Annotated in this window: 20 protein-coding genes; 7 read left to right on the forward strand and 13 right to left on the reverse strand. The window is 56.5% G+C overall.

Going from position 1 to position 22,556, the window contains the following annotated elements; all coding sequences use genetic code 11:
* Positions 1-93: 93 nt before the first annotated feature.
* Complete coding sequence (locus KCG39_RS16675; protein ID WP_123828699.1) at positions 94-414, forward strand: DUF2756 family protein; 321 nt, start codon at positions 94-96, stop codon at positions 412-414.
* Between the two features lie 23 nt (positions 415-437).
* On the opposite strand, the gene ugpQ is transcribed toward KCG39_RS16675, so the two are convergent.
* From ugpQ to ugpB, 5 genes are all read right to left on the reverse strand, one after another.
* Complete coding sequence (gene ugpQ, locus KCG39_RS16680) at positions 438-1,178, reverse strand: glycerophosphodiester phosphodiesterase (protein WP_004126128.1); 741 nt, start codon at positions 1,176-1,178, stop codon at positions 438-440.
* On the reverse strand, positions 1,175-2,245 hold the full coding sequence (locus KCG39_RS16685; RefSeq protein WP_004126131.1) for a sn-glycerol-3-phosphate import ATP-binding protein UgpC: 1,071 nt from the start codon (positions 2,243-2,245) through the stop codon (positions 1,175-1,177). The genes ugpQ and KCG39_RS16685 overlap by 4 nt, the downstream gene beginning before the upstream one ends.
* Position 2,246: 1 nt before the next feature.
* Complete coding sequence (ugpE, locus tag KCG39_RS16690; RefSeq protein WP_004116045.1) at positions 2,247-3,092, reverse strand: sn-glycerol-3-phosphate ABC transporter permease UgpE; 846 nt, start codon at positions 3,090-3,092, stop codon at positions 2,247-2,249.
* A complete protein-coding gene (gene ugpA, locus KCG39_RS16695; protein WP_004126134.1) occupies positions 3,089-3,976 on the reverse strand; it encodes a sn-glycerol-3-phosphate ABC transporter permease UgpA in 888 nt (295 codons plus the stop codon). Before ugpA ends, ugpE begins: the two co-directional genes overlap by 4 nt.
* A gap of 128 nt (positions 3,977-4,104) precedes the next feature.
* A complete protein-coding gene (ugpB, locus tag KCG39_RS16700; RefSeq protein ID WP_049115482.1) occupies positions 4,105-5,421 on the reverse strand; it encodes a sn-glycerol-3-phosphate ABC transporter substrate-binding protein UgpB in 1,317 nt (438 codons plus the stop codon).
* Between the two features lie 271 nt (positions 5,422-5,692).
* Here ugpB and KCG39_RS16705 point away from each other — a divergent pair, with 271 nt between their 5' ends.
* The 4 genes from KCG39_RS16705 to KCG39_RS16720 all read left to right on the forward strand — a co-directional run bounded on the left by KCG39_RS16705 (position 5,693) and on the right by KCG39_RS16720 (position 10,547).
* Positions 5,693-6,460: an IclR family transcriptional regulator gene (locus KCG39_RS16705; protein ID WP_087828637.1), complete on the forward strand. Its 768-nt coding sequence runs from the start codon at positions 5,693-5,695 to the stop codon at positions 6,458-6,460.
* A gap of 229 nt (positions 6,461-6,689) precedes the next feature.
* Positions 6,690-7,589 (forward strand): dihydrodipicolinate synthase family protein, encoded by a 900-nt coding sequence (locus KCG39_RS16710; RefSeq protein ID WP_004126143.1) that lies wholly within the window; start codon positions 6,690-6,692, stop codon positions 7,587-7,589.
* Positions 7,590-7,607: 18 nt separating this feature from the next.
* Positions 7,608-8,918, forward strand: coding sequence for an MFS transporter (locus KCG39_RS16715; RefSeq protein ID WP_004126145.1), 1,311 nt, complete (start codon positions 7,608-7,610; stop codon positions 8,916-8,918).
* A gap of 33 nt (positions 8,919-8,951) precedes the next feature.
* A complete protein-coding gene (locus KCG39_RS16720; RefSeq protein ID WP_004126154.1) occupies positions 8,952-10,547 on the forward strand; it encodes a UxaA family hydrolase in 1,596 nt (531 codons plus the stop codon).
* A gap of 44 nt (positions 10,548-10,591) precedes the next feature.
* Here the strand turns inward: KCG39_RS16720 and livF are convergent, their stop codons facing one another.
* Genes livF through livK form a run of 5 tightly spaced genes read right to left on the reverse strand, consistent with a single transcriptional unit; the run spans position 10,592 to position 15,444 of the window.
* Positions 10,592-11,305 carry a high-affinity branched-chain amino acid ABC transporter ATP-binding protein LivF gene (gene livF / locus KCG39_RS16725; RefSeq protein WP_004126158.1) on the reverse strand — a complete coding sequence of 238 codons (714 nt, stop codon included), beginning with the start codon at positions 11,303-11,305 and terminating at the stop codon, positions 10,592-10,594.
* A gap of 1 nt (position 11,306) precedes the next feature.
* Positions 11,307-12,074, reverse strand: a complete 768-nt coding sequence (livG, locus tag KCG39_RS16730; protein WP_004126165.1) for a high-affinity branched-chain amino acid ABC transporter ATP-binding protein LivG — start codon at positions 12,072-12,074, stop codon at positions 11,307-11,309.
* Positions 12,071-13,351 (reverse strand): branched chain amino acid ABC transporter permease LivM, encoded by a 1,281-nt coding sequence (gene livM / locus KCG39_RS16735; RefSeq protein WP_004126168.1) that lies wholly within the window; start codon positions 13,349-13,351, stop codon positions 12,071-12,073. Before livM ends, livG begins: the two co-directional genes overlap by 4 nt.
* Positions 13,348-14,274, reverse strand: coding sequence for a high-affinity branched-chain amino acid ABC transporter permease LivH (gene livH, locus KCG39_RS16740; protein ID WP_004106541.1), 927 nt, complete (start codon positions 14,272-14,274; stop codon positions 13,348-13,350). Before livH ends, livM begins: the two co-directional genes overlap by 4 nt.
* Before the next feature lie 60 nt (positions 14,275-14,334).
* Positions 14,335-15,444 (reverse strand): high-affinity branched-chain amino acid ABC transporter substrate-binding protein LivK, encoded by a 1,110-nt coding sequence (livK, locus tag KCG39_RS16745; protein WP_004126171.1) that lies wholly within the window; start codon positions 15,442-15,444, stop codon positions 14,335-14,337.
* Between the two features lie 420 nt (positions 15,445-15,864).
* Between livK and panM the strand changes: the two genes are divergently transcribed.
* Positions 15,865-16,251 (forward strand): aspartate 1-decarboxylase autocleavage activator PanM, encoded by a 387-nt coding sequence (panM, locus tag KCG39_RS16750; protein WP_142468096.1) that lies wholly within the window; start codon positions 15,865-15,867, stop codon positions 16,249-16,251.
* Positions 16,252-16,882: 631 nt separating this feature from the next.
* On the opposite strand, the gene KCG39_RS16755 is transcribed toward panM, so the two are convergent.
* From KCG39_RS16755 to KCG39_RS16765, 3 genes are all read right to left on the reverse strand, one after another.
* The gene (locus KCG39_RS16755) at positions 16,883-17,986 is read right to left on the reverse strand and encodes a branched-chain amino acid ABC transporter substrate-binding protein (protein ID WP_087828580.1); all 1,104 of its coding nucleotides are present in this window, start codon (positions 17,984-17,986) and stop codon (positions 16,883-16,885) included.
* A 256-nt stretch (positions 17,987-18,242) separates the two neighbouring features.
* The gene (locus tag KCG39_RS16760; protein ID WP_004126177.1) at positions 18,243-19,487 is read right to left on the reverse strand and encodes an aromatic amino acid transport family protein; all 1,245 of its coding nucleotides are present in this window, start codon (positions 19,485-19,487) and stop codon (positions 18,243-18,245) included.
* 149 nt (positions 19,488-19,636) lie between these two features.
* Positions 19,637-20,902 carry a 4-aminobutyrate--2-oxoglutarate transaminase gene (locus KCG39_RS16765; protein ID WP_004126179.1) on the reverse strand — a complete coding sequence of 422 codons (1,266 nt, stop codon included), beginning with the start codon at positions 20,900-20,902 and terminating at the stop codon, positions 19,637-19,639.
* A 117-nt stretch (positions 20,903-21,019) separates the two neighbouring features.
* Between KCG39_RS16765 and pdxR the strand changes: the two genes are divergently transcribed.
* Positions 21,020-22,534, forward strand: a complete 1,515-nt coding sequence (gene pdxR, locus KCG39_RS16770; RefSeq protein ID WP_049112323.1) for a MocR-like pyridoxine biosynthesis transcription factor PdxR — start codon at positions 21,020-21,022, stop codon at positions 22,532-22,534.
* Positions 22,535-22,556 lie beyond the last annotated feature (22 nt).

Consider the following 22,556-nt stretch of genomic DNA (forward strand, 5'->3'; position numbering starts at 1 on the left):
TACCCATAATCCTGGATGATAAGTCTTAAAAAATCATTGTTGTGCCGGAAAGAGGGTAAACTTAAGAGATCCCATGAAAGGGAGGAGAGAACAATGAAAGCTATGTTATATCTGGCGGCGCTGCTGCCGCTGAGCGCTCTGGCGCAGCCAATCAATATCGACAATAACCCCAATCAGCCGGGGTACGTGGTGCCCAGCCAGCAGCGAATGCAAAATCAGATGCAAACCCAGCAAATGCAGCACCAAAACAATCTTAAGCAGGGTATTCAAAGCCAGTCGCGCGCGCAGCAGCAGCATCTTCAGACGCAGTTGAATAACGACCGGCTGCGGGTACAGCAGAATGACAACCTGAACCGGCAGCAGCCTCTGCCAAACACCAACGGTGGAATGCTGCAACGCCAGACGACCCCGTAAGGGCCGCCTGGCGCAGGTGCAGATTACCCCGGGAAGTTGGGACCGATGACGTCAATCGCATCGGTGCAGATGCTGTCCACGCCCCAACGCAGCAGCTCGGCGGCGCGCTGCGGTTTGTTAACGGTATACACCAGAATATGCAGACCCGCGGCCCTCAGGCTCGCCACGCGCGCTTCATCCAGCAGCTTATGGTTGAGATGAATAGAGACACAGCCGAGGCGCGCGGTTAGTTCGCGCCAGTCGTTGCGCCACTCATCCAGCAGCAGCCCTCGCGGCAGCTCGGGGGCGGCTTCCTGCGCGGCTTCCAGGGCATCGATTTCAAACGACGAGAGCAGCGGCGGGGTCATGCCCTGCCACAGCTCACGCGCCGCCAGCGCTACCGCTTTACCGGTCAGCGGACCGGTACCGGTGGTCGGTTTGATTTCGATATTCGCCATCATACCGTGCTGACGGCAGCGGTCCGCGACCTCGCTCAGCAGCGGCAGCGGCTCGCCTTTGAACTCGCCGCTATACCAGCTGCCGGCATCCACTTTCAGCAGATCGTTCCACGCCAATTCACCCGCCACGCCCCAGCCGTTGCTGGTGCGTTCGAGATTGTCATCGTGCAGTAAAAAAATCTGCCCGTCTTTCGATAACTTAGCGTCAAACTCAATCATCGTATGGCCGTAACGAGCGCCAGTATCGATAGCCGCCAGGGTATTTTCCGGGGCCAGTTTACCGCCGCCGCGGTGGGCGACGATATGAGGATAAGGCCAGTGACTCATGCGCGTTGTCCTGTTTCACTATCAAAAAGGTGCAGACTTTCCTGCGGCAGATGCAGCCACAGGGTACTGCCCGCCTGCGGTCGCTGCTGGTGCGGCAGCCGGACCACCAGCTTCTGCTCGCCCCAGCGCCCGTGGGCGAGGTTGTCGGCGCCTAAAATTTCCAGCGTATCCATCACCAGCGGTACGCCACCTTCCGCCTGGGAGCTTAATGCAAAATGTTCCGGACGGATACCCAGCGTCATCTTACGCCCGGCGTAGCGGCGATGCTCGCTGTTGATCGGTAAAAGCATCCCACCCGCAAGCTCGAAGCGGCTACCGTCGTCGCTGACCCGGCCTTCCAGCAGGTTCATTGCCGGACTGCCGATAAAGCTCGCGACAAAGCGACTGGCTGGCTTTTCGTACACCTCGACCGGTGTGCCAATCTGCTCGGCGACGCCTTTATTCATCACCATCACCCGCTGCGCGAGGGTCATCGCCTCAACCTGATCGTGGGTCACGTACAGCGAGGTGGTTTTCAGCCGACGATGCAGGTGCTGCAGCTCAAGACGCATCTGCACGCGCAGTTTGGCATCGAGGTTGGAGAGCGGCTCATCAAACAGAAATACCGCCGGGTCGCGCACGATAGCCCGCCCCATCGCCACGCGCTGACGCTGGCCGCCGGAGAGTTCGCGCGGACGGCGCTTCAGCAGGCCGTCCAGCTCCAGAATGCGCGCCGCTTCCTGGACGCGCTCAGCAATTAATCCTTTACCTAAACCGCGAATTTTCAGGCCCCACGCCATATTCTCTTCCACGCTCATATGCGGATAGAGGGCGTAGTTCTGAAACACCATCGCAATGCCGCGGTCTTTCGGCTCCATTTCGGTGACGCGCTTGCGGTCAATCCAGATATCGCCGCTGGTGACCCGTTCCAGGCCCGCCACCATGCGCAGCAGGGTTGATTTTCCGCAGCCCGAGGGGCCCACCATCACAATAAATTCGCCGTCCGCGACGTCCAGCGTCAGCGGTTGGATCACCTGGGTTTTGCCATCCCAGCTTTTGGTTACTGCCTGTAGCTTAAGTCCTGCCATTTTATTTCTCACTATCCACTAGACCACGCACAAACGCGCGCTGCATGGCTAAAACGATGACAACCGGAGGAATCAGCGTGAGCAGCATCGCCGCCATCACCTGATTCCACTGCGTGGTGCCCTGGCCGATGGCGATCATCCCTTTGATGCCCGCGACCGCCGTGCCGAGATTCACGTCGGTAATGATCAGCAGCGGCCACAGATACTGGTTCCAGCCGTAGATAAAGGTGATGACGAACAGCGCCGCCAGGTTGGTTTTCGACAGTGGCAGCACGATGTCGCGGAAGAAGCGCATCGGCGATGCGCCGTCGATACGTGCGGCCTCTATCAGCTCGTCCGGCAGGGTCATAAAAAACTGGCGGAACAGGAAGGTCGCGGTCGCCGAGGCCATCAGCGGCAGCGTGAGCCCGGCATAGCTGTCGAGCATTTTGAGGTTGGCGATCACTTCCACCGTTGGGAAAATACGCACCTCAACCGGCAGCATCAGCGTGATGAAAATCATCCAGAAGAACAGGTTACGCAGCGGAAAACGAAACCAGACGATGGCGAAAGCGGAGAGCATCGAGACCGTAATTTTGCCTACCGTAATGCCGAAGGCCATGATGAAGCTGTTGAGCATCATTAGCCAGAACGGCGCGCTATTGGCCCCTACGCCGTTCACCCAGATAAATTTCATGTTTTCGAGCAGATGGCCGCCGGGAATCAGCGTCATCGGCGTATCAAAGACCGCTTTACTGTCCAGCGTCGCCGCGACAAAGGCAACATACAGCGGAAACAGAATGACCGCGATCCCTAAAATCAGCATGGTGTGGCTGAAAATCGTCAGCCCGCGTCGATTCTCAATCATTGGTAGCGCACCTTTCGTTCAACGTAGCGGAACTGCACCACCGTCAGAATGATGACGAGGAACATCAGCACCACCGACTGGGCGGCGGAAGCGGAAAGGTCGAGCCCGGCAAAACCTTCACGATAGATCTTATAAATCAGCGTTGTCGTCGCCTGAACCGGCCCGCCGCCGGTTGCGGCATCGATAACCGGGAAGGTATCGAAGAAGGCGTATACCAGGTTCACCACCAGCAGGAAGAAGCTCACCGGGGCGATCAGCGGCAGCGCCAGCCTGAAGAAGCGGCGAACCGGACCGGCGCCGTCAATCGCGGCGGCTTCTACCAGCGAGCGGGGAATAGATTGCAGCGCGGCGAAGAAGAACAGGAAGTTGTAACTAATCTGCTTCCACACCGAGGCGAAAACCACGAGGAACATCGCCTGGCCGCTGTTCTGCGCGTGGTTCCAATCGTAGCCCATCTCGCCGAGGAGATGGGTAATTAGCCCGCGTCCCGGGTTGAACAAGAAGATCCATAGCACCGCCGCGACTGCGGGCGCAACGGCATAAGGCAGCAGCATCAGCGTCTGATAGAAGCGACTGCCGCGCACCACGTAATCCACCAGCGCGGCGAAAAACAGCGAGATCAGCAGACCGCTGACGGTAACCATCGTACTAAACTTAATGGTGGTCCAGAAGGAGTCCAGGTAGTACGGGTCCTGAAAGAGGGCTAAAAAGTTATCCAGGCCGACAAACTGGCTGGAGAGCCCAAAAGGATCGACGCTCTGCAGCGAATACCACAGCGCTTCGCCCGCGGGCCAGATAAAAAAGATGACGGTGATGACCAGCTGCGGCGCGACCAGCACATAGGGCAGCCAACGCGAGCGGAACACCGGACGGGATGATGACATAGTTAAACTCTGAGTTGGTTTGCACTCATTCCGGCCCTCTCCCTAAACGGACAAGAGTGAAAAAACGGCTCCGGGCGGTCCCCTCTCCCGGCCGGGGAGAGGGTTAGGATGAGGGGCTGGCTATAAGATTACGACTTGGTTGACTGCTCAAAACGGCGCAGCAGCTGATTACCGCGCTCAACGGCCGCGTCCAGCGCCTGCTGAGGCGTTTTCTTCCCGGTCCATACGCTTTCCAGCTCTTCATCCACGATGGTACGAATCTGCGGCATATTGCCCAGGCGCAGGCCTTTGGTGAACGGCAGCGGCGGCTTGTTCAGCATCTGGCGCGTCGCGATATCCGCTCCGGGGTTCTTATCATAGAAGCCCTGCTCACGGGTCAGGTTATAGGCGGCGGTGGTAATCGGCAGATAGCCGGTTTTCTGATGCCATTCGGCGGCGTTTTCCGGCTTAGTCAGGAAATCGAGGAATTTGGCAACGCCAGTATAGGTTTCTTTGTCTTTACCCTGCATCACCCACAGGCTGGCCCCGCCGATAATGGCGTTTTGCGGCGCGCCCTTCACATCGGCGTCGTACGGCATCATCCCTACGCCATAGTTGAACTTCGCGTACTGACGGATATCCGCCAGCGAGCCGGAGGAAGCGGTGGTAATGGCGCAGTCGCCGTTATAGAACTTCTCGGTGGATTCGTCTTTACGCCCGAAGTAGCTGAAGTCACCTTTCTTGTTCAGCTCTTCAAGCAGGGCGATATGCTTCACCTGCTCCGGCTTGTTGAACTCCAGTACCGCATCGGTACCGTCGAAGCCGTTGTTTTTAGTCGCCACCGGCAGGCCGTGCCAGGCGCTGAAGTTTTCAATCTGGATCCAGCCCTGCCAGCCGCTGGCGTAGCCGCACTTCATCCCTGCGGCCTTCAACTTCGCGGTATACGCCGCCAGATCCTGCCAGGTTTTTGGCGGCTGCTCTGGGTCTAAACCGGCTTTTTTAAAGGCGTCTTTGTTGTAGTACAGCACCGGCGTGGAGCTGTTAAACGGCTGGGAGAGCAGATGGCCGGTTTTGGAGTCGGTGTAATAACCGGAGACGGTAGGCACGAACTGCGTTTCATCAAACTGAATGCCCGCATCGCTGAACACTTGATAGACCGGCTTTATCGCCTTAGAGGCCATCATCGTCGCGGTGCCAACCTCATACACCTGCAAAATAGCCGGCGCGTTGCCGGTACGGAAGGCGGCGATGCCGGCGCTCAGGCTCTGTTCATAGTTGCCTTTGTACACCGGAACAATTTTGTAGTCCGGGTTGGCTGCGTTGAAACGTTGCGCCAGTGAATCAACTTCTTTCCCCAACTCCCCTTCCATCGAATGCCAGAACGGGATAGTGGTTACCGCCAGGGCTTGTCCGGCAAATGCCAGGCTGAGCGCCAGTCCTAAAGCTGTATGTCGTAACGATATCATCGGTTATCTCTCTTGTTGTTCCGGATGCGCGATTTCACGCGTTTTATGTTCGCGGGGGTAACATGACATGCTCGAATGACAGAAAAATAACTATTGCATTACAAAAATATTACAATAAATTGGCAAAAACATGATGAAACGGTGAAAAAAAAGTGGCAGGGAAATGGCAAAGCGAAAAAGAGCGCCCGCGCAGACTACAGATAATCAGGGATCTGTAGTTAAATAGGGTTCGTTAAAGAGCACTCTCCGGCGAGCCGTCACAAGGAAAAATATGAAGACGCTGCATAAACCTACCGAGCGCGTTTTACTCATTCTGGAAACCTTAGCCAACGCGGACGGAATGACGCTTTCCGAGCTATCGCTCAAGACGGATATTTCAAAGGGAACCATTTTCCCGATCCTCAAATCACTGCAGTACCGGAAATATATCAGCCACGACGATCGCAACGGTATTTACACGCTGGGGATCTCATGCGCGGTGCTGGCCAGCTCAACGGTGGAAAAAGAGTTCTGGCTGAAAACGATCAATAGCGAAATGCACGCGGTGGTCAACGAATGCAATGAAGTTTGTCAGCTCGGCATTCTGGATGACGCCTGGGTGCTCTATGTTGATAAAGTCCAGGGTGACCAAACCGTGCAGCTGGTCTCCAGGGTAGGAACGCGTCTTCCGGCGATCTGCTCCGCGCTGGGCAAGGCGCTGCTACATAAGCACCGCGACGAAGAGATTCTCGAGCTCTATCCGCAAGGTTTTCCCTCCGTTACCGCCCGCAGCGTGACGAATATGGCTCAGCTTCGCCAGCAGCTGGAACGGGTCGCCGTCAACGGTTATGCCATGGACGATCGGGAAATCAACGATGACACTATTTGCTTCGCGGTGCCGCTGCTGCAGAAAGGCATCATTCTGGCGGCGATCAGCGTCTCCTTGCCCTACTTCCGCGCCAGCGATGAGAAAACACAGCAGGTCATTCGCGCGTTAAAAGAGGCAAAGGGTCGTATTGAGAGCGTGCTGAACAAGCTGCCGGATATCAAAAATTACTGATTTATTCGCCAACGGCGCCAGCGGAATTGTGATTACCCACACAATACCGATATTTAATAATTCACCGTAGCGCCGGACGATCCTGCCTATTTTCCCATCAATTCATTGATTTAATCAATTATCCGTACGTCTTTTGCGCCATTTGACTTCACATCGATGGCGTGTTTACTTATGCCCAATCGCAAATACAAACACTGTTTGTATATACGAACAAACGGAGAGGTTAAATATGCAAAGTCGTTACATCACCCCGGCAATAACGGTTTTTGATGAGCAGGGTAGGCTGGATCCTGACGGAAATTTCCGCCTGTACGATTTCATTAAAAACAGCGTATCGGGATTTGTCGTCATGGGCAGTACCGGCGAGTTTTTCTCGCTGGATATGAAAACATCCCGTCAGATAATTCAAATGGCGGCAGAGTTCCCGCGCGAGGAAATAAAGGCCTATGCGGGAACCAGCCGCATGGATATCGACGAATGCGTAGAGCTGGCAAACTACGCCGATGAGTGCGGGCTGGATGGCGTCATGATTATCAGCCCGTGGTACTTCCGCCTGACTGATGAAGGCATTTATACCTTTTATAGCCAGATCGCTCGCCGCACCGCCGCCAAAATATTCATCTATAACTTTCCGGAGCGCACCGGCTATTCCGTCTCGCCGGAGGTCTGTTTACGACTCGCCAGAGAGTTCCCAAACATTATCGGTCTTAAAGATACTATTCCGGACACCAATCATACGTCGCAGGTGATTCGCCAGGTAAAATCTGAGCTGCCGTATTTTGAAGTCTATGCCGGTTATGACAATAACTTCGCGCACAATGTTCTGGCGGGGGGCGATGGATGTATTGGCGGGTTATCCAATATTTGCCCTGAGCTATTCCGCGACTGGATGCAGGCATTTAACGATAACGATTTGCAGCAAATTTCGCGGTATCAGCAAAAAGTGGATGGGTTAATGGATATTTACGCGATTAACGATCCGTTCATTCCAACATTTAAAAAAGCATTACAGCTGCGCGGAATTATTCAGTCCGACCGCTGCACGCCACCGTTTAGCTCGCTCGCCACCTGCCAGACCGAAAGTATTCTGCGGATACTTTCCCGTGCGGGTATTGAAATTAATGCCTGACCCCTACGTGGAGGTATTATGAAAACCATCACAGCTTACGACAATCCGGCCCTCAATTCCGCGATTACCAAATCATGGAAGCGCCTGGTGCCGCTGATGTTTATTTTGTACTTCATCGCCTTTATCGACAGGGTGAACGTGGGATTCGCCAAAGAGGCGATGCAGGTGGATATTGGGCTCTCCAATTCCGCTTTTGCCCTCGGCGCGGGGATCTTTTTCGCCGCCTATGCGCTGTTTGGTATTCCCGCTAACCTGATTCTGAATAAAATCGGCGCGCAGAAATGGCTAAGCATTACCACCGCGCTGTGGGGCGTACTCTCTGCCCTCACCGGACTGGTGCAGACGGAAACCCAGTTTATTGTTCTGCGTTTTTTACTGGGGTTAGGCGAAGCCGGTTTTTATCCCGGTATTCTGCTGCTGGCCTCCATCTACTTTCCCAATAAAGTTCGCGCCTCCGTCGTCGGTATCTTCGTGCTCGGCGTACCGCTGGCGCTGACCTTAGGCTCGCCCATCTCCGGCGCGCTTCTGGAAATGCACGGATTCCTCGGTAAACCCGGCTGGTTCTGGATGTTCTTTATTGAAGGCATTCCGGCGGTCATCATGGGGATCTTCGCCTGGTTCTGGCTCGACGATACGCCGGCCAAAGCGCGCTTCCTCAACGACGAAGAGAAAAAGGCGCTGATTGCCCAGCTTCAGCAGGAGCAGCGGCAGACGGAAACCAGCAGCGTCGGCACTGCCCTGAAAAGCCTGAAAGTCTGGCACCTGGCGCTGATCTACGGCACCATCCAGATCAGCGTTTACGGGCTGATGTTCTTCCTGCCTTCGCAAGTCGCCTCGCTAATGGGCTCCACGCTCGGCTTTAAGGAGTCGCTGGTCGCCGCCATTCCGTGGGCCTGCTCCGCCGTCGGCGTCTATTACATTCCGCGTCTGGCGGACAAAATGCCGGCCCGCCGGGTCCTCATTTCGGTCATCTGTATGCTGGCGGCGGCGCTGGGGCTGTTTGTTTCCGCCTGGTCCGGCCCGGTACTCGCCATTGCCGCGCTCTCGCTGTCGGCCATCGGCTTCCTCTCCGTGCAACCTATCTTCTGGACTTTCCCGGCGCAGATTGTGTCAGGCTCAGCGCTGGCCGCCAGTATCGGCTTTTGCACCACCATGGGCGCATTTTGCAGCTTCCTCGCGCCGCTGATTCGCGTTGAGGTCGATGCCTTCTTTGGCAACGATTCGGCGGGTCTGGTCGCCCTGTCGCTCATCACCGTCTGCTGCGCGCTGCTGATTGCCGCCCTCGCGGGCAGAAAAGCGACAAACGGCGTTGCGGTCTCCCACCACTAAGTCCTGACGCGCGTATAACAAAGGATAAATAACATGCAGACCATCTTAAAAATTGACCCTACCGATAACCTGATCGTTGCGCTGCAGGACTTGCGCAAAGAGCAGCAGGTGAACTGGAACGATGAAGCCTACATTCTGCGTAGCGATGTCAAAGCCAAACATAAATTCGCCACCGAGGATATTGCGCCCGGCGATATCGTGTCGCTGTACGGCGTACCGGTCGGCAAAGCGACGCGGCCTATTACCCGCGGCGAAGCCATTACCACGGAGAATATCAAACACTACGCGGCCCCGGTTTCACTTGACGATGTCGCGCCCTATGACTGGCAGCAGCCGGATGTTTCCGCCTGGCAGCAGCGGACGTTTAAGGGGATCGTTCGCGAAGATGGCCGGGTCGCCACCGCGAACTACTGGCTGGTCATTCCGCTGGTATTCTGTGAAAACCGCAACGTTCAGCGCGTCACCGATGCGCTAAACGATGCCCTCGGCTACGCAAATAATGGCCTGAAAAATTTTGCTCGCCAGGTGACCTCGGCGGGGGCCTTAAACGATACCCGGCATCTACCCTTCCCGCATCTTGACGGCATCCGCTGTATTACCGTCAACTCCGGCTGCGGCGGTGCCACTTCGGACAGCATGACCATGTGCGACGTGCTGGCCGCCTATTCCGATCATCCCAACGTTCTTGGGATGACGGTCTTTGCCCTGGGCTGTGAAAAAGCGCGAATTGTCGATTTCAACGCCGCGCTGGCGAAGCGTAACCCGAACTTCAGCAAACCGATTATTTACTTCAGGCAGCAGGACTGGAGTAGCGAAGAAAAAATGATGCAGGATGCGTTGACCGAAACCTATAACGCGATCCGCGAAGCCCCTGTCGCCGAGCGGCAGGACGTCCCGCTCTCCCACCTCAAAATCGGCGTGAAGTGCGGCGCCTCTGACGGCTTCTCGGGGATCAGCGCAAACCCGGCGATGGGCGAAGTGTCAGATCGTCTTGTCGCCCTCGGCGGCGCGTCGGGGCTGGCGGAATTCCCGGAGCTGTGCGGCGCGGAAGGGGATATCGTTCAGCGCTGCGCGACCCGCGAGCTGAAAGAGAAGTTTCTGTCGCTGATGAAAAACTATGAGCATGTCGCGAACTTCTTCGGCACCACCATCGCCGATAACCCCAGCCCGGGAAACATTGCCGATGGGCTGATCACTGACGCCATCAAATCCGCCGGCGCGGCGAAAAAAGGCGGCAGGGCGCCGGTAAGCGCGGTATGCGACTATGCCGAACCGATGGGAGAAAGCGGCCTTTCGCTGGTCTGCACGCCGGGCAACGATGTGGACGCGGTAACGGGCCTGGTCGCGGCGGGATGCAATGTGGTGATCTTCTCAACCGGGTTAGGTACGCCGACGGGGAACCCTATCGTTCCAGTGCTTAAGGTTTCAACCAACTCCGCGCTGGCGAAAAAGATGCCGGATATTATCGATTATGACTGCGGGCCGATTATCGAAGGTACGCCGCTGGCGGATATCGCCGACGGCCTGTTTGAGAAAATCATCGCCACCGCCAGCGGAACCTGGCGCACTAAAGCGGATGCGCTCGAACAGTTTGATTTTATGTTGTGGAAGCGCTCTCTGGAGCTGTAGGGATCCAGCAAAACGCCCGGCAGACGCCGGGCGTTTTGACTTCACTAACCGCCCAGATAGGCGCTGCGTACCGCTTCGTTAGCCAGCAGCGCGTCGCCGGTATCCTCCAGCACCACGTGGCCGTTTTCCAGCACGTAGCCGCGGTCGGCCAGCTTCAGCGCCTGGTTGGCGTTCTGCTCGACGAGGAAGATGGTCATCCCCTGCTCGCGCAGCTGTTCAATGGTGTCGAAGATTTGCTGAATGATGATCGGCGCCAGACCGAGCGAAGGCTCATCCAGCAGCAGCAGGCGCGGCTGGCTCATCAGCGCGCGACCGATGGCCAGCATCTGCTGCTCGCCGCCGGACATGGTGCCCGCCCGCTGAACCCGACGCTCATGCAGGCGCGGAAACAGCTCATAGACCCACTTGATGCGGGTCTGGAACTGGTCGCGGTCGGCAAAGAAACCGCCCATCGCCAGGTTCTCTTCCACCGTCATCCGCGAGAAGACGCGACGCCCTTCCGGAACAATCGCCACCGCTTCGCGCATGATTTTCGCCGTCTGCCAGTCGGTAATATCTTTACCGTCGAACACCACGCGTCCGCTGGAGGCGCGCGGGTCGCCGCACAGGGTGCCCAACAGGGTGGTTTTCCCTGCGCCGTTCGCGCCAATCAGGGTGACAATCTCTCCCTGATTGATATGCAGGCTGACGTTGTGCAGCGCCTGGATCTTGCCGTAGTGCGCGCTGACGTTGTCAAAAGATAACATCACTTTTTCCATCTTATGCCTCACCAAGGTATGCGCGGATCACGTCCGGGTTGTTGCGGATCTCTTCCGGCGTACCGTTGGCCAGCGGCGTGCCCTGGTTTACCACGTAAATACGGTCGGAAATGCCCATCACCAGCTTCATATCGTGCTCAATCAGCAGGATAGTGGTGTTGTGATGGCTGCGCAGCTCGGCGATCAGTTCGTCCAGCTCTTTAGTCTCTTTCGGGTTCAGCCCCGCCGCCGGTTCATCCAGCATCAGGATTTCCGGCTGAGTCACCATACAGCGGGCAATCTCCAGACGACGCTGGTCGCCGTAGGCCAGGTTGCTGGCCTGCCGGTTGGCGTGCTCAAGCAGGCCGATACGTTCAAGCCAGGTCGCGGCGCGATCGAGCGCTTCGCTCTGGGCGCGGCGGAAGGATGGCGTCTTCAGCAGGCCGGAGAAAACACCGGTTTTCAACTGCTGATGCTGCGCCACCAGCAGGTTTTCAATCACCGTCATTTCGCGGAACAGACGCACGTGCTGGAAAGTTCGCACGACGCCCATGCGGGCGATCTGCTGCCCCGGCAACCCTTCCAGATGCTGGTCACGCAGCATAATGGTGCCGCCGGTTGGCTTATAGAAACCAGTCAGGCAGTTGAAGACGGTGGTTTTGCCCGCGCCGTTAGGGCCGATAAGCGAAACGATTTCCCGCTCGCGCAGCTCCAGCGACACGTTGTTGACCGCCAGCAGGCCGCCAAAACGCATCATCAGACCGTTTACGGATAATAATGGCTGACTCATGCCTGCTCTCCTTCTTTGGCCTGCCCATTTTTCAGCTTCAGCTGTGGACGGGTCATCGGCAGAAGCCCCTGCGGACGCCAGATCATCATCAGTACCATCAGCGCACCCAGCATCAGCATGCTGTATTCATTGAAATCACGCATCAGCTCGCGCGAGACGACCAGCAGAACCGCCGCCAGGATCACCGCGAACTGCGAACCCATACCGCCGAGAACCACAATCGCCAGCACAAAGGCCGACTCGGCGAAGGTAAAGGATTCCGGGCTGACGAAGCCCTGACGGGCGGCGAACAGGGTTCCGGCAAAACCGGCAAACGCGGCGCTGATGGTAAAGGCGGTCAGCTTGATGCGCGTCGGGCTGAGGCCCAGCGAGCGACAGGCGATCTCATCTTCGCGCAGCGCTTCCCACGCGCGGCCCAGCGGCATCCGCAGCAGGCGGTTAATCACGAACAGGCTTAACACCACCAGCAGCAAAGCGACCAGATAGAGGAAAATCACGCGATCGGAGGGGTCGTACTTCACGCCGAAGAAATTGCTGAACGTATCCCAGCCGCCTTCGCGGGCGCTGCGGCTAAATTCAAGACCGAACAGCGTCGGTTTCGGGATCTGGCTGATACCGTTCGGACCGCCGGTTATTTCGGTGTTGTTGAGCAGCAGGATGCGCACGATTTCACCGAAACCGAGCGTCACAATCGCCAGATAGTCGCCGCGCAGGCGCAGAACCGGGAAGCCAAGCAGGAAGCCCGCCGCTGCCGAAACCAGCCCCGCCAGCGGCAGGCAGGTCCAGAAGCCCAGACCGTAATAGTGGTTCAGCAGCGCGAAGGTATAGGCGCCGATGGCGTAGAAACCGCCGTAGCCCAGCACCAGCAGGCCGGAAAGCCCCACCACCACGTTGAGTCCCAGGCCGAGGATGATATAGATCATCGTCAGGGTAGCGATATCCACCGTCCCGCGCGACACCATAAACGGCCACGCCACGGCGATAACCAGCAGGGCGATCAGAAACAGCTTCTGTTTTACCGTCGAACCGTCGATAGCCGGCAGAATAAACTTCGGCCCAGAGACGTTCTTAATGGTTTTCTGGAAAACAGGACGCAGCAACTGGAAGAAGAAGACCACTGCGGTACCGATATAGATCCACTGCCAGCGGATATCGGCGGCGGTATCCACCACCAGTTTGGTGCCGTCCAGCTCCAGCTGCACGCCCATAAAGACGCCCGCGAGGATAAAGAACATCACCGCGGACAGCAGCGCCATCGCAAAATGCATCGGTTTCATACTTTTTCTACCTCCGGACGACCCAGGATACCGGTAGGCATCACCAGCAGAACCAGGATCAGCAGCGCGAAGGAGACCACGTCTTTATATTCCGTGCTGAGATAGGCAGAAGAGAGCGCTTCGGCGATACCGAGGATCAGCCCGCCGATCATCGCCCCAGGAATACTGCCGATACCGCCAAGAACCGCAGCGGTGAAGGCCTTCATCCCGGCCATAAAGCCGATGTACGGGTTGATCACGCCGTAGAACTGACCGAGCAGAACGCCGGCAACCGCCGCCATTGCCGCGCCGATAACAAACGTCAGCGCAATTACGCGGTCGGTGTTAATCCCGAGCAGGCTGGCCATTTTCAGGTCTTCAGCGCAGGCGCGGCAGGCGCGCCCCATACGGGAATAGCGGATGAACAGCGTCAGCGCCAGCATAGCGATAAACGTCACTACCCAGATAACCAGCTGCATGGTGGTAATGGTCGCGGAGAAATTGTCGCTGCTGCCCACCGTCCACTGGCCGTTAAACAGGCTTGGCAGCGCGACATCGCGCGAACCTTCCGTCAGGCTGACGTAGTTTTGCAGGAAGATAGACATCCCGATGGCGGAGATCAGCGCAATCAGGCGTTTGGAGCTGCGCACGGGCCGGTAGGCCACGCGTTCGATACTCCAGCCGTAGGCGCTGGCAATGACGATAGCGCCGACGAATCCGGCGGCAACCAGCAGCCAGCTGGTATCAATGCCCATCATCATCAGGGCGGCAATGATCATGAAGGAGACGTAGCTGCCAATCATATAGACCTCGCCGTGGGCGAAGTTGATCATGCCGATAATGCCGTAAACCATGGTATAGCCGATGGCAATCAGCGCGTAGGTGCTTCCCAGCGTGACGCCGTTAAACATCTGCTGCAGAAAATAGAGAAACTGCTCGGACATAAGGTAACCTTTTTCTACCCGCCCGCTTTGCGCGGGCGGTGGGATAACTTGTCTTATGGCTTATTTCGCGAGGGTGGATGACCCGTCCGCGTGCCACTGGAAGACACCAAACTCAAATCCCTTCAAATCGCCTTTTTCGTCCCAATTCAGCGGCCCAATCACGGTTTTCGCGCCGTGAGCTTTCAGATCTTTGATTAAATCCAGCGGCGCCTGGCTTCCGGCCCGGTCCATAGCCTGCGCCAGAGACTGCACGGCGGCGTAGGTGATCCAGACATACGGACCGCTCGGGTCTTTCTTCTCTGCTTTGAGCGCGTCAACGATAGCGCTGTTGGCCGGGTCCTGGTCATAGCGTTTCGGCATCGTGACCAGCATGCCTTCCGCCGCATCGCCCGCGATGTTGGACAGCGACGCGTTACCCACGCCTTCCGGGCCCATAAACACGGTTTTCAGGCCCACGGAGCGCGCCTGGCGCAGCATCTGGCCCATTTCCGGGTAGTAGCCGCCGTAGTAAACGAAGTCAATATTCTCTTTTTTCAGACGCGCCAGCAGCGCGGAGAAGTCTTTTTCACCGGCGGTAATGCCGTCGAAGAAGACGATATTCGCGCCGCCTTTTTTCAGGCTTTCCTGGACAGAACGCGCCAGACCTTCGCCGTACTGCTGCTTATCATGAATGATAGCAATACGCTGCGGTTTGACGTTTTCCATGATGTATTTTGCGGCGGTCGGCCCCTGCGAAGAGTCCAGACCGGCGGTACGCATGATGTATTGATAGCCGCGCTGGGTCAGCTCCGGATTGGTCGCACCCGGGGAGATCATCAGAATGCCTTCATCTTCATAGATATCGGATGCCGGCTGGGTGGAAGAAGAGCACAGGTGGCCGATAACGTACTGAATGCCGTCATTGACGATTTTGTTCGCCACCGCAACAGCCTGTTTCGGGTCGCAGGCGTCATCGTACTCCACGGCAACCAGCTTATCGCCCTTGATGCCGCCCTGGGCGTTAATATCTTTGATCGCCTGGCGTGCGCCGTTGAATTCCATATCGCCCCACTGGGCTACCGGGCCAGACATCGCGCCAACAACGGCGACCTTAATATCTTTGGCAAAAGCCGCCTGGGACATCGCCAGTGCGACTAACCCCGCGATAACCGTTTTCGCGTTCCTTTTCATGCTGCAGAACCCCGTTCGTGATGTGGTGTAAATATTTTGTATTTTTATGGTTAAAAAGCATTCTGTACTTTTATTAAACAACGCTACTTTTACCATTATCTTTAATGGTTTAGCGAGGTTTTTTGCCTGAATACAGAGTAAAATCTCTATTTTTCAGGCGATTAAGCAAAGATAATATTCTGTATTTACCGGAAGATAAACAAAAAAAGTCCAGTAAACAGCATAAAATAACGATACATAAGGCGGAATAAAACGCTACATATCAGGTTAAAATTCTGCTTATTTTTCGATCCATGATGAATTGCTCTACCCAGCACCTTCCAGGAAAACGAATCCCCTGATGAACAGGCAAAAAACGGCGCTCCGCCTGGCAGGGAATTTGGATACACTAACGACTCTGTTTTGACTGGACCCTCGCGTATGAAACTGACCATTATTCGTTTACAGCACTTCAGCGATCAGGATCGCATCGACTTAGGTAAAATCTGGCCGTCGCAGGATCTCGCGGCGCTGGCGCTGGATGAGAACCATCGTATTTATGCCGCCCGCTTTAATGAGCGCCTGCTGGCAGCGGTTCGCGTAACGCTGAACGGCGTTGAGGGTGAGCTCGGCGCGCTGTGCGTGCGTGAAGTGACCCGCCGTCGCGGCGTCGGACAATATTTAGTGGAAGAGGTGCTAAGGGATAATCCAGAGATCGGCAGCTGGCGCATCGCGGATACCGACGTGGAAGACCGCGGCGTGATGGCGGCGTTTATGCAGGCGCTGGGCTTTAACGCGCAAACCGGCGGTTGGGTAAAAAAGCAATAAATCGGCGAAAGAAGGCCGAACATTCCCGGATTGCGGCTGAACGCCTTATCCGGGCTCCAAAAAACCAGACCGCACCAGACTGTAACCCGGGTAAGCACAGCGTGACCCGGGAAGAAACCGCACCAATGCATCAACCCCGGCGCATTCCCCGGGTTGCGGCGTAACGCCTTACCCGGGCTACCGACTAAAAAGGCAACTTACGTTGCCTTTTTGCTTTTACGTTTATCCTCGCCTATGCGAAGAGGAAAGGATCAACGGATTTAACCCAGCATTTCGCGTTGCAGGAAGGCGTCAAGACCCGAAATCCCCGGGAGCTTACATCAGTAAGTGACCGGGGTTGAGGGGCGCAGACAACGCATCTGCGGCGTGAAAGACCCTTTCATTTAACCCAGCATTTCGCGTTGCAGGAAGGCGTCAAGACCCGAAATCCCCGGGAGCTTACATCGGTAAGTGACCGGGGTTGAGGGGCGCAGACAACGCCTCTGCGGCGTGAAAGGTCCTTTCATTTAACCCAGCATTTCGCGTTGCAGAAAGGCGTCAAGACCCGAAATCCCCGGGAGCTTACATCGGTAAGTGACCGGGGTTGAGGGGCGCAGACAACGCATCTGCGGCGTGAAAGGCGCAGGTTAAATTATTTGGCGTCGGTCGCCGTACCATTAGCATGCCAGGTAAACACGCCGAACTCGAAGCCCTTCAGATCGCCCTTCTCGTTCCAGGTGAGCGGCCCCATCACGGTCTCAACCGTTGCCCCTTTCAGATATTTGGCGATTTCTGCCGGATCGTCAGACTGATTCAGACCTGCTTCCAGCGACTGCAGCGCGGCATAGGTGGTCCACACGAACGCGCCGCTTGGATCCTGTTTCTTCGCTTTGATCGCATCTACGATGGGTTTGTTAGCCGGAACCTGGTCGTAGTTTTTCGGCTTGGTCACCAGCATACCTTCCGCAGAAGCGCCCGCGATATTAGACAGGGACACGTTCGCTACCCCTTCCGGTCCCATAAACTGCGTTTTCAGGCCAGCGGCGCGAGACTGACGCAGGATCTGCCCCATCTCCGGGTGGTAGCCGCCGTAGTAGACGAAGTCGATGTTCTCTTTCTTCAGACGCGCCACCAGGGTTGAGAAGTCTTTCTCACCGGCGGTAATGCCGTCAAAGAACACCACGTTGGCGCCGCCCTTCTTCAGGTTGTCCTGCACCGCGCGGGCCAGACCCTCGCCGTACTGCTGCTTGTCGTGGACAATCGCGATGCGCTGCGGCTTCACTTTTTCCAGAATATATTTGGCGGCGGTTGGCCCCTGATCGGAGTCCAGACCGGTAGTGCGCAGAATCAGGTGATAGCCGCGAGCCGTCAGCTCCGGCGCGGTTGCTGCCGGGGTGATCATTAGCACGCCTTCATCTTCATAGATATCAGACGCCGGCTGGGTGGAAGAAGAGCACAGGTGGCCGATAACGTATTTGATACCGTCGTTAATCACTTTGTTAGCGACGGCAACCGCTTGTTTCGGGTCACAGGCGTCGTCGTATTTTACCATCTGCAGCTTATTACCTTTGATGCCGCCTTTGGCGTTGATATCGGCAATGGCCTGCTCAGCGCCAGTAAATTCCTGATCGCCGTACTGCGCTACCGGACCGGACATCGCGCCAACGACGGCGACTTTGATATCTTCGGCCATTGCCGTACCGCTCATGATTAAGGCAATACATCCTGCCAGTAACGCTTTACCCTTCATATTCATCCTGAGGCTCCCCATTATTATGGTTTTTGCATTTGTTGTGATGTTGTTTGTTAGCGCATTATTCTAATTAGACACATAAGAAAAGCATATGATAGTTAGATTAGGGTCTGCTGCCTGCGCTTTTGCAGCACACTATGCTAAACATACCGTCATTCAGGAGAATTGGAAACGATAAAATTGCGGAGTATGTAACAGATAAGTGACAAATAAAAACCCGCGCCGGAATAAACCGAACGCGGTGGCATGAGCAACGCGACTACCAGCCCGCGGGCAGATAGCCAAAGGCAGAAGCGATGGCGTAGACGGCGCTGCAAAGATAGAGCAATACGATGAAGATCTGGATGAATGGGTGCGTTATCAGCGCCGGGCAGGTCCAACCGGGAGTGATATCCCCCTGCCGCCGTGAACCTTTCAGGATCAGGATCGGCATGATGGACAAAATCACCCCGCTAAATACCCCGGCAAAATAGAGCGCGTTCACGAAGGACACCATCCCGCTGTAGGCCAGAATAAAAGGCGGCACAGCGACCACGAGCAGCACCTTAAAGCGTTTGAACGGCTGCTCGTCGTTGCCCAAGCGAAACTGATCGAAGATATTGGTCAGGAAGCTTCCACCCAGTCCCCAATAGGAGGTCAGCATCGCGCAGAGCGCAAAGAGGTTTGCCGAGAAGAAGGCCCACTCGCCGAGCGCCCTTCCCCATGAAATGGTCGCCACATCAGAAATATTATCCAGCCCGCTTAATGCAATCACCGAGAGCGGGACCAGGGCCAGCAGGCAAAAGGTTAACACCATCCCCACCATAATGGCCTTCGGCAGTTTCTCCGGTTTATCGGCGAAACCGCGCGCCATTTCCGGCACGATATACTGCGCGGAGAAGCAGAACGCGACCACATTAAACACTGGCACCATATACAGCCAGTTACCTTCAAGTAAATAACTCACGCTCGCGGTTTCTTTCAGCAACGTCGCGGCAACCAAAATGGTTATCATAACGACCATGCCGATACTGATGAATTTCTCACCCCGGCCAATCGCCTTCAGGCCAAGATAAAGCACCCCGGCCGCCGGAATAAAAAACAGTGCGCTGCCCAGGGCAGGCGAGATGCCGAATAACGAATGCAGGAGTTTACCGCTGCCGGTCATATAAGCCGTCAGCGCGCCGACGCTGTTGACGCAAACGGAGAGGAACATCATCAATGCCCCGAAGCGGCCAACATAGCGCTGCGACAGGCCGCTGAGCTGTAAATGCTTGCGGGTACGCAGCGTCGACTCTGCGACATAGAGCATGGTAATAGTCGTCAGGCTACCGACAACAACGAGCCAAAACAGCAGCGGCAGAAAGCCCGCTTTGCTGGAGGCATAGGCGATGGATAGCACCCCAGCACCGATATTGGTGCCGACGATCATCGACACGCCTTCGATGAAACTGAGGGATTTTGCAGGTACAGCGGTACGTTCCCGGCTCGTCAGAACCGAAGAAAAGGTGGAGTTGTCAGACATAATATTTTCCGTTTTATTCCGGCAACATGCGCTGCCGGAAAAAAGGTGATATCAGGGTGAAATACCACTCACGCTGAGCATGAATAACCAGACTGCGGCTTCCTGTTTCTGTTGGGCTTCCCTACCGCCGCAGATGGATGTAAGACTGACTAGCCCTTCAGCACGCGGGCCAAAATATCCAGCGCCTTCGTAAACTGCGCATCCGGAATCGTTAACGGATAGAGGAAGCGAATGACGTTGCCGTAGACGCCGCAGCTTAGCAGCAGCAGTCCGTTCTCCTGGGCTTTTTGCTGGATTTGACGAGTGATCTCCGGCGACGGCTCGCCGGTTTGCGGATCGTTAAACTCCACCGCCACCATCGACCCCTGGCCGCGTACGTCCGCAATGGCCGGGCAGCTTTGACGTGCCTGATTCAGCACCTCTTTCAGATGACTGCCTAAGCGCTCAGCGCGCTGGCACAGCTGCTCTTCTTCAATCACGTCCAGCACCGCATGCGCAGCCGCGACCGCCAGTGGGTTACCGGCATAGGTACCGCCCAGGCCGCCCGGCGCAGGTGCATCCATCACCTCCGCGCGACCGACCACGCCGGAGAGCGGGAAACCGCCGGCCAGACTTTTAGCCATCGTCATCAGGTCAGGTTTCACATCATAGTGCTGCATCGCAAACAGCTTGCCGGTGCGTGCAAAGCCGGTTTGTACTTCATCGGCAATCAGCAGAATGCCGTGGGTATCGCACAGCGCGCGCAGCGCCTGCATAAACTCAGGCGGGGCGACGTTAAAGCCGCCTTCGCCCTGAATCGGCTCCAGAACAATCGCCGCCACCTGGTCGGCCGCGATATCGGCTTTAAAAATACGATCCAGGCTTTTCATCGCGTCAGCGGTGGTAATGCCATGGGCAGCATTAGGGTAGACGGCGTGATAAACCGAGCCCGGGAACGGGCCGAAACCAATCTTATAAGGCGCCACTTTGCCGGTCAGCGCCATGGTCATGAAAGTACGGCCGTGGAATCCGCCGCCGAAGGTAATCAGACCCGGACGACCAGTATAAGCGCGCGCAATTTTCACCGCGTTTTCAACCGCTTCCGCCCCGGTGGTAAAGAACGCCGTTTTTGCCTGACCGTCAATCGGCGCCAGCTCGTTAATCCGCTCGGCCAGCGTGACGTAGCTTTCGTACGGGACAATCTGATAAGCAGTATGGGTAAAGGCCTGTAGCTGCTGTTCAACGGCGGCAATGATTTTAGGGTGCCGATGGCCGGTATTCAGCACCGCAATGCCGGCGGCGAAATCAATCACCTCATTCCCTTCAATATCCCACAGCGTAGCGTTCTCTGCTTTCTCAACAAAGTAGCTGCACATTACCCCTACACCGCGCGGAGTCGCCTGCTGGCGACGCTGATTCAGTTCTGAACTTTTCACCGGGAATCTCCTGTCATGTGTGTCACGTTATCGCAACAAATCCGAAACTATGTCGTTTATTTACACAGGATTTGGCCCTATAATCGAGTACCAATTAAGATTATCTGAGGGATCCAATTGCGTTCGCTCATCGCAGACATGGTGCTGGTCAGATTGCAGAAAGAAACCGATCCGCTCCTGCACAAGCGCCTTTACAAGGCGATTCGCCACGCCATTCTGGATGGTTCTCTGCCGCCCCATAGCCGCCTACCGCCATCGCGGGATCTGGCGGGGGAGCTGAGAATGTCTCGCAACACAATCTTAACAGTTTACGAACAATTGCTGGCCGAGGGGTACGTCGTATCCCGCCGCGGCAGCGGAACATTCGTCGCGAAAACGCTGCCCGATATGTTCCTTCCCGCCAGCAGCGCCAGTGAAAGCAGCCCGGCGCCCGCAGCCAGCGCGCCTATCTCCAGGCGCGGCCAGCATCTGCTGGGACAGGTCAGCGCCAGCCCGCGTCAGTGGGGGGCGTTTATCCCCGGCGTACCGGACGTCAACGCGTTTCCCCATCCGCTGTTCAGTAAAATCCAGGCGCGTATCAGCCGCCGTCCAAAACCGGAACAGCTCAGCTACAGCTGTAACGGCGGAACGGCCGAGCTACAGCACGCATTGGTGGACTATCTGAGAGTAGCGCGCGGCGTTCAGTGTCAGGCAGATCAAATTCTTATCACCGAAGGGATCCACCAGGCGATCGACCTGATTACCCGCATGCTGTGCGACCGCGGCGATCTCGCCTGGGTGGAGGAACCGTCCTACTGGGGCATTCGCCATGTGCTGGCGATGAATGAAGTGCGGGCCGAGCCCGTGGTGGTTGATGCCAGCGGCCTGTGCCCGCCCGAAAGCATAGCCGAAGCCCCGCGGCTGATCTTCGTTACGCCATCCCATCAGTATCCCCTCGGCGCGGTAATGAGCCTTGAGCGCCGACAGCGCCTGCTTACGCTAGCCCATCAGCACGACAGCTGGATTGTGGAAGATGATTACGACAGCGAGTTTCGCTTTTCCGGCCAGCCGATCCCGGCGCTACAGGGCTTAGTCCCCGAAGCGCCGGTGGTCTACGTCGGTACGTTCAGTAAAACGCTCTACCCTGGACTGCGGCTTGGCTATGTCGTGCTGCCTCGACCGTTGGCGGCTGAACTCAAAAACGCCCATGCCGAGCTCTATCGCGGCGGCCATTCGCTTATCCAGCTGGCGCTGGCGGAATTTATCAACGCCGGTCATTACTCGGCGCATATTCGCCGCATGCGCCTGCTCTACAGCCGCCGCCGCGTCTTTTTGACCGAGCTGATTCAGCGGCACTGCGGGCCGCACGCGCTGTCGGACTTCAGCGATAATGCCGGACTACATCTAATACTGAATTTGCCGGATGAGGCGGATGACGTGGCGATTGCCCGCGACGCCAACGCGCGCAATATCTTAGTGCGTCCGCTGTCACGCTATTACCTGACAACGCAACGCAAGAAAGGGCTGTTGATGGGCTTTGCTTCGCAGCCGGAAACGCAGATGGAGCCGGCGTTCAACATCCTGCTTGAGTGTCTGAAAATGCACTGCCCACAGGCGCTGGCGGAGGCAGAAAAACAAAACGCCCCAACGTAATGTGGGGCGTTATCGGGGGACT

Source organism: Klebsiella pasteurii (genome assembly GCF_018139045.1).
Lineage (GTDB): Bacteria > Pseudomonadota > Gammaproteobacteria > Enterobacterales > Enterobacteriaceae > Klebsiella > Klebsiella grimontii.

What these genes read in the sequence shown, in the direction of transcription:
- KCG39_RS16675 (WP_123828699.1), top strand. Translation starts at nt 94, where the DNA reads ATGAAAGCTATGTTATATCTGGCGGCGCTGCTGCCGCTGAGCGCTCTG.
- ugpQ (WP_004126128.1), bottom strand. Translation starts at nt 1,178, where the DNA reads ATGAGTCACTGGCCTTATCCTCATATCGTCGCCCACCGCGGCGGCGGT.
- KCG39_RS16685 (WP_004126131.1), bottom strand. Translation starts at nt 2,245, where the DNA reads ATGGCAGGACTTAAGCTACAGGCAGTAACCAAAAGCTGGGATGGCAAA.
- ugpE (WP_004116045.1), bottom strand. Translation starts at nt 3,092, where the DNA reads ATGATTGAGAATCGACGCGGGCTGACGATTTTCAGCCACACCATGCTG.
- ugpA (WP_004126134.1), bottom strand. Translation starts at nt 3,976, where the DNA reads ATGTCATCATCCCGTCCGGTGTTCCGCTCGCGTTGGCTGCCCTATGTG.
- ugpB (WP_049115482.1), bottom strand. Translation starts at nt 5,421, where the DNA reads ATGATATCGTTACGACATACAGCTTTAGGACTGGCGCTCAGCCTGGCA.
- KCG39_RS16705 (WP_087828637.1), top strand. Translation starts at nt 5,693, where the DNA reads ATGAAGACGCTGCATAAACCTACCGAGCGCGTTTTACTCATTCTGGAA.
- KCG39_RS16710 (WP_004126143.1), top strand. Translation starts at nt 6,690, where the DNA reads ATGCAAAGTCGTTACATCACCCCGGCAATAACGGTTTTTGATGAGCAG.
- KCG39_RS16715 (WP_004126145.1), top strand. Translation starts at nt 7,608, where the DNA reads ATGAAAACCATCACAGCTTACGACAATCCGGCCCTCAATTCCGCGATT.
- KCG39_RS16720 (WP_004126154.1), top strand. Translation starts at nt 8,952, where the DNA reads ATGCAGACCATCTTAAAAATTGACCCTACCGATAACCTGATCGTTGCG.
- livF (WP_004126158.1), bottom strand. Translation starts at nt 11,305, where the DNA reads ATGGAAAAAGTGATGTTATCTTTTGACAACGTCAGCGCGCACTACGGC.
- livG (WP_004126165.1), bottom strand. Translation starts at nt 12,074, where the DNA reads ATGAGTCAGCCATTATTATCCGTAAACGGTCTGATGATGCGTTTTGGC.
- livM (WP_004126168.1), bottom strand. Translation starts at nt 13,351, where the DNA reads ATGAAACCGATGCATTTTGCGATGGCGCTGCTGTCCGCGGTGATGTTC.
- livH (WP_004106541.1), bottom strand. Translation starts at nt 14,274, where the DNA reads ATGTCCGAGCAGTTTCTCTATTTTCTGCAGCAGATGTTTAACGGCGTC.
- livK (WP_004126171.1), bottom strand. Translation starts at nt 15,444, where the DNA reads ATGAAAAGGAACGCGAAAACGGTTATCGCGGGGTTAGTCGCACTGGCG.
- panM (WP_142468096.1), top strand. Translation starts at nt 15,865, where the DNA reads ATGAAACTGACCATTATTCGTTTACAGCACTTCAGCGATCAGGATCGC.
- KCG39_RS16755 (WP_087828580.1), bottom strand. Translation starts at nt 17,986, where the DNA reads ATGAATATGAAGGGTAAAGCGTTACTGGCAGGATGTATTGCCTTAATC.
- KCG39_RS16760 (WP_004126177.1), bottom strand. Translation starts at nt 19,487, where the DNA reads ATGTCTGACAACTCCACCTTTTCTTCGGTTCTGACGAGCCGGGAACGT.